Below are 10,310 nucleotides of genomic sequence, written 5' to 3' on the forward strand. Positions count from 1 at the left end.
CGTGGTGGGGGGGGGGGGTGTCGGGCGCGAGCCCGGCCACCCAGCCCCCCCAGGGGGGGGGGGGCCCGGCCCGCCCCCCGCCCCCCCCCCCCCACCGGCGTCTTCGTCGGGATCAGCTCGCGGACAGCGCCCAGGGCCGCAGCGCCGACTCGATGTGCTTGCGGGTCACGTCGGCCTGCTCCAGCGCCGCGAAGTGGCCCCCCATCAGCGTGCGCAGGGTGAACGGCCCGTCGGTGTGGGCCTCCCAGGCGGCCGCGTCGGCCACGGAGGCCCGCGGGTCGTCCGTCGCGGCGAGCGCCGTCACCGGAAGGGACAGCGGGGCGCCGGGGACGTACCGGTAGTTCTCCTTGACGGTGAAGTCGGCCCGGAACGGCGGCAGGACCATGGCGAGCAGCGCCTGGTTGCCCAGCAGCCACTCGGGGGTGCCGCCGAGCCTGCGCAGCAGTTCGGCGATCTGCTCCGTCGACATGTCCCGGATGGGCGTGAGCCCCTCCAGGCCGCCGCACAGCTCGGGGGCGCCGCAGCCGGAGACCAGCAGGTGCACCGGCTGCGGTCCGCCGACCGCGCCGATCCTGCGCACCAGCTCGAACGCGGTCATCGCGCCGAGGCTGTGGCCGTAGACGGCGTACGGGCCGCCGCCCGACTCGGCCACGTCGGCGAGGACCACCTCGGCGAGGTCGGCGACCAGGTCCTCCATGTGGGCGTAGGGCGTCTCGCGGTGCCGGCCCTCCCGGCCCGGCGGCTGCACCGGGCGGACGTCGACCCCGGGGACGGTGCCGATCCAGGACCGGAACGCCGAGGCGGACCCGCCGGCGTGCGGCAGGCAGTACAGCCGGAGGGCTCCCCCACCGGACCGGTAGGGGAGCCAGCGTGCCGGATCAGACATCGGCGCCGTCCCCGGCGTCGGAGTCGAGGCGGGACCCGGACTCGGACCCGGACCCGGACTCGGACTCGGACTCGGACTCGGACTCGCCGCCGTCGAGGATGTCGAGGGTGACGTAGGCCGGCGGGTCCTGGAGGTTGTCCAGGTCGGCGCCGAGCACCACGCGGTCGCCGTCCCGGCTGACCTCGGTGAACCCGCTGAAGGCGTAGGTGATCTGCATCATCCGGTTGCGGCCCGTCTCCACGAAGTCCGCGTGCAGGGCGGCCCCGGCCGAACGGGCCAGCCGCATGAGGTGGTTGAGGAGCACCATGCCGACCCCGCGGGACATCACGCGGCAGGACATCAGCATCATCCGCAGGTGCCAGACGTCCTGCGTCTTCTCCACCAGGGCGAGCCCGATCTTGCCGTAGCCGCCGAACCGGTCGGTCAGCGAGGCGACCAGCAGGAGGTGGTCGTCGGACCTGCGCAGCTCGTCCAGTTCGTCGTACGAGTAGGTACGGCCGGTGGAGTTGAGCTGGTTGGTGCGCAGGGTGAGTTCCTCGGCGCGCTGGAGGTCCTCCCGGCGCGCGGGCGCGATCGTGAAGCACATGTCGAGGCCGGCGAGGAACTCCTCGCTGGTGCCGACGAAGTCGCGGGCGAGCCCGTCACGGGTCAGCTGCGCCTGGTACATGCCGCGGCGCTCGGCCGACTCGTCGGTGACGAACCGCGGCCGGAACTCGGGGAGATGCAGCACCTCGTCGATGTCGACGACGTCGACGCAGGTCACCTCCGGCACCGTCGCCGCCACCTCGGCGCGCTCGAACGGCTGGTCGTCGACGAACGCGAAGGCGTCCAGGCCGAGGTTGAGCGCGCTCGCGATGTGCCGGATCGAGTCCGACTTGGCGTTCCAGCCGATCTGCGGGCACAGGAACAGGTCCTCGATGCCCAGGTCGCGGAGGGTGGCCAGGGCGGTCTCGGGGTCGTTCTTGCTGGCCACCGAATGCAGCACGCCCATCCGGTCGAGGCGGCGGATGTGCTCGACCACGTGCGGCCTGAGCGTCACCTCGCCGTCCTCCAGGAGGACCCCGTCCCACAGGGTGTTGTCCAGGTCCCACACGACGCACTTGATGCGTCCCTGCGCGGGCTTCTTCGGCAGCGCGGCGACCGCGCCCTGCTGGCTCATCGCTGGTCCTCCGTGTTCGTGCCGCCGGCCTTCCGGAACGCCTCGTCGGCGATGGTGATCCGCTGGATCTCGCTGCTGCCCTCGATGATCTCCATCACCTTGGCGTCGCGGTAGAAGCGGGCCGTCGGGGAGCCCGGGGCGCAGCCGAGCGCGCCGTGGATCTGCACGGCCTCCGTCGCGTGCCGGGCGGCGGCGGTGGAGGCGAAGTACTTGGCCACCCAGGTGGCCATGATGGTGGCGGAGTCCCCGGCGTCCTTCAGCCGGCCGGCCTCCTGGCAGAGCAGCCGCGCCGCCCGTACGTCGGTCACCATGTCCGACAGCTTGGCCCTGATCAGCTGGAGCTCCGCGAGCGGGGCGCCGCCGACGGTCCGCGCCGAGGCGTACGCGGCGGAGGCGTCCAGGCACGCCTGGACGATGCCCACCGAGCCGGAGGCGACGCTGTACCGCCCCAGGTCGAGGACGCCGGTCAGCACCATGCCGCTGGCGAAGCCGCTCGGCCCCACCAGGGCGTCCGGGCCGAGGAGGACCCCGTCGAAGGTCACCTCGGCCAGCATCGACGCCCGGGTGCCGAGCATGTCGTGGATCGGCTCGACCCGTACACCGGGCGCGGTCCGCGGGACCAGGAACGCGCTGATGCCGAGGCCGTTGCGGGCGAAGACCAGGAACAGGTCGGCGCGCGCCCCGTTGGTGATCCACTTCTTGACGCCGCTGAGCAGCCAGCCGTCGCCGTGCGCGGTCGCGGTGGTCGTGATGCCGACGGCGTCACTGCCCGCGCCGGGCTCGGACAGGCAGAACGCCCCGAGGACACGGCCCGCGGCGAGGTCGGGCAGCCAGCGTTCGCGCTGGGCGTCGCTGCCCCAGCGCTGGACCGCCCAGGACACCATCGTGTGGACGGTCAGCAGGCTGCGTACGGAGGAACAGCCGCGGCCGACCTCCTCGTGGACGGCGCCGAGTCCGACCATGTCCAGGCCGGCCCCGCCGACCTCGGCCGGCAGGAACGGGGCCCACAGGCCCGCCTCGGAGAGGCGGGCGAGGAACTCCTCCGGGATCGCCCCGGCACGGTCCCACCGGTCCGCCTCCGGGACGACGTGGGTGTCCACGAAGGACCGGACGGCGCTCCGGTCGAGCGTCGGGAGAGCAGTGGTCATCGTCCCGGTCCCTACGCGGAGACGGCGGCGGAGAGTCGGCGCTCCACCAGCTCGGCCATCGAGGAGACGGTGCGGAAGTTGTCGATCCGCAGCTCGTCGTTGGGCAGGGAGACGCCGAACTCCTTCTCGATGAACATCACGAGCTCCATCGCGAAGAGGGAGTTGATGAAGCCGAGGGAGAAGATGTCCTGCTCGTCCGTCAGCTCGGCCTGCGGGTGACGGCCGACGATGAAGGCGCGGATGGTGGTCGCGTGGGTGTTCGCCATGAGAGTGCTCCTCGACGGAAGGGAAAGTGGGGGAGGAAGAAGGGAGGGGTGCGGACGGGCGGTGCGGCTCAGCCGTCGTAGGTGTAGAAGCCGCGGCCGGACTTGCGGCCGTGGAGCCCCGCGTCGGTCATCTGCTTGAGCAGCGGGCAGGGGCGGTACTTGCTGTCGGCGTAGTGCTCGTAGAGCACCTCGACGCTGTAGAGGATCGTGTCGACGCCGATGAGGTCGGCGGTCTCCAGCGGGCCCATCGGGTGGCCGAAGCAGCCGCGGAAGACCTCGTCGACCTGCTCGGCGGTGGCGACGCCCTCGTGGACCAGGTAGGCGGCCTCGTTGACGGTCAGCATCAGGACGCGGTTGGAGACGAAGCCGGCCGAGTCCTTGACCTCGACGGCCTTCTTGCCCATGCCGGTCAGCAGGTCGCGGGTGCGCTGGACGGTCTCCGGCGAGGTGTGGACGCCGGGGATCAGCTCGACGACCGGCTTCGCGGGCACCGGGTTCATGAAGTGGACGCCGACGGTCTGGGCGGGACGGCTGCTCAGCGAGGCGACGCGGGTGATCGGGATGGCCGAGGTGTTGACGATGACGACGGTGTCCGGCGCGCAGACCTCGTCGATCTCGCGGTGCACCTGCTGCTTGATCTCCCAGTTCTCGGTGACGTTCTCGATCACCATCGACGCCTTGGCGAGCGCGGGGACGCCCACCGCGGTGGTGATGCGGGCGAGGATCTCGTCCGCGTCGAGGGCGGGGCCGCCCATCAGGGCGCTCAGGCGGCAGTTGCGGGTGATCGTGGCCCGGGCCGCGGCCAGGATCTCCTCGTCCTTGTCGACGAGGACGACCTCGTACCCGCTCTGCGCGAGGTTCTGGGCGACGCCGACGCCCATCACTCCGGCGCCCACCACTCCGATGAGGCTCATGTCCGTCTCCGTTCGTTCGTACTGCGGTTGATGTGTGTGCTGCTGTGCTGTGCTGTGCCGCTGTGCCGCTGTGCCGCTGTGCCGCTGTGCTGATGTCCGCTGCCGTGCCGTGCCGTTGTGCTGATGTCCGCTGCCGTGCCGTGTCCGGTGCCGGGCCGCCGTCGTCAGGCGCGGGCCGCGGCGCGGCGGGCGCCCAGCGCCTGCCGCCTGCGTTCCATGCGGTCGCCGGAGCCGGTGTCCCGGGGGGCCGCCGCGTCCGTGTCCGGGGCGGCCAGGGCGGCGGCCATGGCCGCGACGGTCGGGTGCTCGAAGAGCAGCGCCGGGGCGACCGGGCGGCCCAGTCGCTTCTCCAGGGCGGCCACCATGGACAGGCCGATCAGGGAGTTGCCGCCGAGCTCGAAGAACGGGTCGTGCACGCCGACCTGTTCGAGGCCCAGGTAGGCGCTCCACACCTCGGCGACCGTGGTCTCCAGGCCGGCGCCCGGCGCCACGTACGCGCTGCGCAGGTGCGGGCGCGGGAAGCGGGTCGCGCCGACCGCCTCCCGGGTGTCCTCGGCGGGCGCGTTCAGGTCGGACAGGGACTCCCAGGCGCGGCGGGCCGCGTCCAGCGGCTGGCGCAGGGCCAGGACCGGGCCCTGCGCGCCGGCGATCATCCGGTCCAGGAGGCCGCAGCCGCCCTCGTCGGTGAAGCCGTACGCGCTCCGGTAGGCGCGCACCCGTCCCGCGAGGCCGTCCTCGGCCTCGGCGCCCCAGGCGTCGTGCTGCCAGGGGCTCCAGGCGACCGAGAGGACCCGGGTGCCGGGGGCCGCGCCGGCGAGCGCGGCGGCGTAGGAGTCCAGGACGGTGTTCGCGGCGCAGTAGTCGCCCTCGCCCAGGCCGCCGAGCACGGTGACCGCGGAGGAGTACAGGACGAGCAGTTCCAGGCGCTCCCCCTCGGGGGCGCCGGGGCCGGCCAGCTCCGCGAGCGGGGCCATCGCCAGGACCTTCGGCGCGAGCACGGCCGCCGTCTCGGCCACCGTGCGGCGCACGGCGAGCCCGCCGGCGGGGACGCCCGCCGCGTGCACGACGCCGTGCAGGGCACCGAAGTGCTCCCGGCACCGGCGCAGCGCGTCGCGCAGCTGCTCCGGCACGCCGGCGTCCGCGGTGAGCAGCAGGACCTCGGCCCCGGCCGCCTCCAGCGCGGCGACGTCCCGCAGGGTGCGGGCGGTCTCCGTGCCGTCGTCCGGCGCGGTCCGGTCCAGGGCGGTCCGGCCGACCAGGGCCAGCCGGCGGACGCCGGACTCGACCAGGTGCCGGGCCAGGGTCATGCCGAGGCCGCGGGTGCCGCCGGTGATCAGGTAGGTGCCGTCCGGCCGCCATGCGGCGGGCGCGGTGGCGGGCAGGTCGACCGGGCCCCAGCCGCGCAGCCGGCGGCGGCCGTTGCGGCGGGCGGCGAGGGCGTCGGCGCCGGTTTCCGTCGCCGCGTCCGTCCACGGGCCGCGGCGCAGTTCGTGGCCGACGGCGCGGGCCGCGTCCGCGGCGTCCGGGGTACCGGACGGGCCGGCCTCCAGGTCCAGGCCGCGCCAGCGGAGGGCGGGGTGCTCGCTGCGCAGGATGCGGCCGAGGCCGTGCACGAGGGACCGCTCGGGGGCGGTGACGTCCCCGCCGGTGACCTCGACGGCTCCGGCGGTGACCGTGAGGAGCCGTGTCTCCCGGCCGCCCGACGTGTCGGCGAGGGCCTGGAAGGCGAGCAGCAGGGTGTCGAAGCCGCGGGTGGTCGCGGTGCGCAGCGCCGCCTCCTCGGCGTCCTCGGCGGGGCCGGAGGCGCCGCGCGAGTCCAGGCTCCACAGGTGGGCGATGTGCAGGGGGCCGGTGCCGAGCGCGGCGGCGGCGGTGACCGCCTCCTTGTGGTGCGCCGGGTCCGTCGGGTCGACGACGAGGCGCCGGCCGTCGCGCCGGAGGGCGTCGCCCGCCACCACTTCGAGGACGGGCGTCCCCGCGGCGGCGGCCAGGTCGGCGAGTCCGGCACCCGCGCCGGAGGCGTCGGCGAAGACGACGAGGGGGCCGTCCAGGGCGGGCGGGAGGACGCCGTGGGCGACGTCCTGCTGCCAGCTCGGCGCGTAGCAGGCGTCGGCGGGCTCGTCCGGGGTGCCGCCGGCGGGGCCGAGGCCGGTTCCGCCGGTGTGGCCGGTGGCCGGCTCGGGCCAGAAGCGGGTGCGCTGGAACGGGTAGCCGGGCAGGTCCGCCAGGGTGGCCCCGGCGGGCCGCAGCGCGGGCCAGGAGACGTCCACGCCGGTCTCCCAGACCCGGGCGCAGGTCTCCAGGAGCGCGCTGCGCGCGTCCTTGCGGTTCCGGGCCGGCCAGGGGGCGGGCAGGGTGCCGAAGACGGCGTGCGCCTGGCCGGCGGCGTTCTGCCGGACGAGGCCGCCGAGGGTCTGGCCGGCGCCCAGTTCGACGTACACGTCGACGCCGAGCGTGGCGCAGTGCGCGATGCCGTCGGCGAAGCGGACGGGGCGGACCAGGTGCTCGGCCCAGTACTCGGGGTCGGTGGCCTGGGCCGGTGTCAGCCGGGCGCCGGTGAGGTTGGAGACGATGGTGCCGGTGGGTTCCCGGCGGGGCACGGCGGAGATCAGGGCGGCCAGGCGGGCGCGGGCCGGCTCCAGGAGTGTGGAGTGGAAGGCGTGCGCGGAGCGCAGCGGACGGCAGGCCACGGAGCGGTCCGTCAGGTGCCGCTGGACGCGCTCGATCTCGTCCGGGCGCCCGCTGAGCACGGTCATGTGGGGGCCGTTGAGCGCGGCCACGTCGACCGAGGCGCCGCACTGGGCGAGGGCCGCGCGGGCCTCCTTCTCGCCGACGGAGACCGCGAGCATCCGGCCGGGTTCGGCCGCCTCGATGAGGCGGGCCCGCTCGATGACGATCCGCAGCGCGTCCCCGGGCGTGAACACTCCGGCCAGGCAGGCGGCGACGTACTCGCCGAGGCTGTAGCCGATGAGCACGTCGGGGGTGACGCCCCAGTGCCGGAGCAGGGCGGCGAGCGCGTACTCGACGGTGAAGAGGAAGGGGTGGGCCACCTCGGCGTGGTGCAGCGGGTCGTCCGCCGGCTCGGTGCCGGCGCCCGCGCGGCCGAGCAGCGCGGCCAGGTCGGGGGCGCCGCCGGCCGGCCGGCCGGACGCGTCCGCGCCGTCCTCCGCCGGGAAGAAGGCGGGGCGCAGGTCGACCCCGCAGTCGTCGGCGACGGCGATGCAGCGGTCGACGGCCTCGGCGAAGACCGGCTCGTCGCGGTAGAGCCCGCGTCCCAGGCCGGCGTACTGGTCGCCGGTGCCGGGCAGCAGGAACGCGACCCGCGGCCTGCCCCTGCCCCGGCGCACGCCGGGCTCGCCGGGCTCGGCGGCGGCGCCGGAGAGCAGCGCGGCGGCCTCCTGGTGGCCGGTCGCGACCACCGCGCGCCGGAACTCCTGGGCGGAGCGGCCCTCGCGGAGCGTGTAGGCGAGGTCGGCGAGGCTCGTCCCCTCCGGCGTGCCGATCCGTTCGGCGAGTCCGGCGAGGCGGGCCCGCAGGGCGTCCGGTCCGGCGGCGGAGACGGGGAACACCTCGGCGCGCGGCGGTGCCGCGGCGGGCTGCCCGGCGGTGTGCGCGGCGGGGGCGGCGGGCTCGGCCTGCGTGTCGTCCTCGCCGGACCGCTCGGCGGGCTCCGGCGCGGCTTCCAGGACGAGGTGCGCGTTGGTGCCGGACCAGCCGAAGGAGCTGACGCCGGCGATCCGCCGGCGCCCGTCCTCGGCGAGCGGGTGGGAGCGGACGGCGGGCCGTACGGTGCCGTCCTCGGGGACGGCCTCGGCCGGCGCGTTCTGGTGCAGGTTGGGGGGTACGACGCCGTGCTCCAGGACGAGCACGGTCTTGATCAGGCCGGCCACGCCCGCCGCGGAGAGCGTGTGGCCGATGTTGGTCTTGACGGCGCCGACGGCCAGCGGCCGGTCGGCGGACCGGCCCTTGAACACGTCGTGGAGCGCGCCCAGTTCGATGGCGTCGCCGAGCCGGGTGGCCGAGCCGTGCGCCTCGACATAGGAGACCTCGTCGGGTTCGACGGCGGCGGCGGCCAGCGCCTCCTTGATGACCGCCACCTGGGCGGCCCGGTTCGGTGCGGTGAGGCCGTTGCTGTGGCCGTCCTGGTTGACGGCGGAGCCGCGCAGCACCGCGTGGATGCGGTGCCCGTTGCGCAGGGCCGAGGACAGCCGTTCCAGGATGACGACGCCGCCGCCCTCGCCCATGACGTAGCCGCTGGCCCCGGCGTCGAAGGTCCGGCACTCGCCGTCGGGCGAGAGCATCGACGAGGCGCAGGCGTACACGAACGAGGTGTCGGGCTGGATCATCGCCAGGGACACGCCGCCGGCGATCGCCAGCTCGCACTCGTCGCGCCGCAGGCTCTGCGCGGCGAGGTGCACCGACACCAGCGACGACGAGCAGGCGGTGTCGACGGTGAGCGTCGGTCCGCGCAGGTCGAAGTGGTACGCGATGCGCCCGGACGCCACGCTCGGCGAACTGCCCTGCACCAGATAGGGGTCGGTGTACGCCACCGGGCCCTGGCGCTCGGTCTGCAGCCTGCCGTACTGGAAGGTGTCGAACAGGCCGATCATGACTCCGGTACGGGTGCCGGCCAGCCGCTCGGGCGGGGTGCCGGCGTTCTCCATGGCCTCCCACACCAGCTCCATGAGGAGCCGGTGCTGGGGGTCCATGCGCAGGGCCTCCTGCGGGGACATCCCGAACAGTTCGGCGTCCCAGCCGGCGATGTCCTTGAGGAAGGCACCGCGCCGGGTGTAGACCCCGTAGTCCTTCTCGTACGGCTCGATGCGGAAGCGCTCGGCCGGCACGTCGGTGACCGCGTCGCGGCCGTTGCTGATCAGGTCCCAGTAGGCGTCGACGCCGTCGGCGTCCGGGTAGCGGCACGCCATGCCCACGATCGCGATGGGCTCGGCGGCGCGCTCCTCCAGCTCGGCCACGCGTCGCCGCGTCCGCGCGAGGTCGGTCGTCGCCCGCTTGAGGTAATCGCGCAACTTCTCTTCGGTTGCCATCAGTCTCGGACTCTTCTCACTCGGGTGGGCGGCGCTCACGCCTGCTGCTCGTCGATGAACGCGAAGATCTCTTCGTCGGAGGCGAACAGCTCCTGCTCGTCCGGTTCGGCGCCGGCGTCCGCCGCCGTGCCGCCGCCGAGCTCCGTCAGCGTGCGGCGCAGCAGGTCGGCCAGTCCGTCCGTGGCACCGCCGGCTTCGGCGGCGCCGCGCAGCGCCCGCTCGATCTCGGCGAGCGCGCTGTCCGCCGCCTCGGGCGCGGGGGCGCTGGGGGCGAGCTGTTCGTGGACGTGGGCGGCGAGTCGCGCGGGGGTCGGGAAGTCGAAGACGACGGTCGTCGGCAGCCGCAGGCCGGTGGCGCCGGCCAGGCGGTTGCGGAGTTCCACCGCGGTCAGCGAGTCGAACCCGAGGTCCCGGAAGGAGAGTTCGGGGTCGATCGCGTCGCCGGAGGACTCGGCCACGACGAGGGCCGCCTGGGCCCGGACCACGTCGAGGACGAGGCGCTGCGCCTCGGACTCGGGCAGTCCGTCCAGCCGGGACTTCAGGGTGGCCGTCCCGGCGGGCTGCGCGGAGCGGGCCGCGCGCCGCACCGTGCCCCGGACCAGGCCGCTGAGCAGCGGCGGTACGGGCCGGCGGAACCGCGCCGGTTCGAGCTTGGCGGGGACGACGGCGGCCAGGGTGGTGTCCATGGCCGCGTCGAAGAGCTCCAGGCCCTCCTCCACGCCGAGCGGCACGTTGCCGTCGCGGGCGATGCGGCGCAGCTCGGCCTCGCCGAGGTGTCCGGTCATCCCGCTGGCCTCGGCCCAGAGGCCCCAGGCGACGGAGACGGCGGGCAGTCCGCGTCCCTGTCGCTGCCAGGCCAGCGCGTCCAACGCGGCGTTCGCGGCAGCGTAGT

General features: G+C 74.8%; 7 protein-coding genes. All 7 read right to left on the reverse strand.

Annotated elements, in window-relative coordinates; all coding sequences use genetic code 11:
* Positions 1 to 112 precede the first annotated feature (112 nt).
* On the reverse strand, positions 113 to 886 hold the full coding sequence (locus ACFVZH_RS16390) for a thioesterase II family protein (RefSeq protein WP_384897736.1): 774 nt from the start codon (positions 884 to 886) through the stop codon (positions 113 to 115).
* The gene (locus tag ACFVZH_RS16395; protein ID WP_384897738.1) at positions 879 to 2,045 is read right to left on the reverse strand and encodes an HAD-IIIC family phosphatase; all 1,167 of its coding nucleotides are present in this window, start codon (positions 2,043 to 2,045) and stop codon (positions 879 to 881) included. Before ACFVZH_RS16395 ends, ACFVZH_RS16390 begins: the two co-directional genes overlap by 8 nt.
* Entirely contained in the window at positions 2,042 to 3,193 is a 1,152-nt protein-coding gene (locus tag ACFVZH_RS16400) for an acyl-CoA dehydrogenase family protein (protein WP_384897740.1), read from the reverse strand. Before ACFVZH_RS16400 ends, ACFVZH_RS16395 begins: the two co-directional genes overlap by 4 nt.
* An 11-nt stretch (positions 3,194 to 3,204) precedes the next feature.
* Positions 3,205 to 3,459: an acyl carrier protein gene (locus ACFVZH_RS16405; protein WP_384897742.1), complete on the reverse strand. Its 255-nt coding sequence runs from the start codon at positions 3,457 to 3,459 to the stop codon at positions 3,205 to 3,207.
* A gap of 68 nt (positions 3,460 to 3,527) precedes the next feature.
* Positions 3,528 to 4,373 carry a 3-hydroxyacyl-CoA dehydrogenase family protein gene (locus ACFVZH_RS16410; RefSeq protein WP_384897743.1) on the reverse strand — a complete coding sequence of 282 codons (846 nt, stop codon included), beginning with the start codon at positions 4,371 to 4,373 and terminating at the stop codon, positions 3,528 to 3,530.
* Between the two features lie 164 nt (positions 4,374 to 4,537).
* Positions 4,538 to 9,418, reverse strand: a complete 4,881-nt coding sequence (locus ACFVZH_RS16415; RefSeq protein WP_384897745.1) for an SDR family NAD(P)-dependent oxidoreductase — start codon at positions 9,416 to 9,418, stop codon at positions 4,538 to 4,540.
* A gap of 35 nt (positions 9,419 to 9,453) precedes the next feature.
* Positions 9,454 to 10,310 (reverse strand): beta-ketoacyl reductase (locus ACFVZH_RS16420; protein WP_384897747.1); only part of this gene is annotated, 857 nt, incomplete at its 5' end.

Source organism: Streptomyces sp. NPDC059534, assembly GCF_042743475.1.
Classification (GTDB): Bacteria; Actinomycetota; Actinomycetes; order Streptomycetales; family Streptomycetaceae; genus Streptomyces.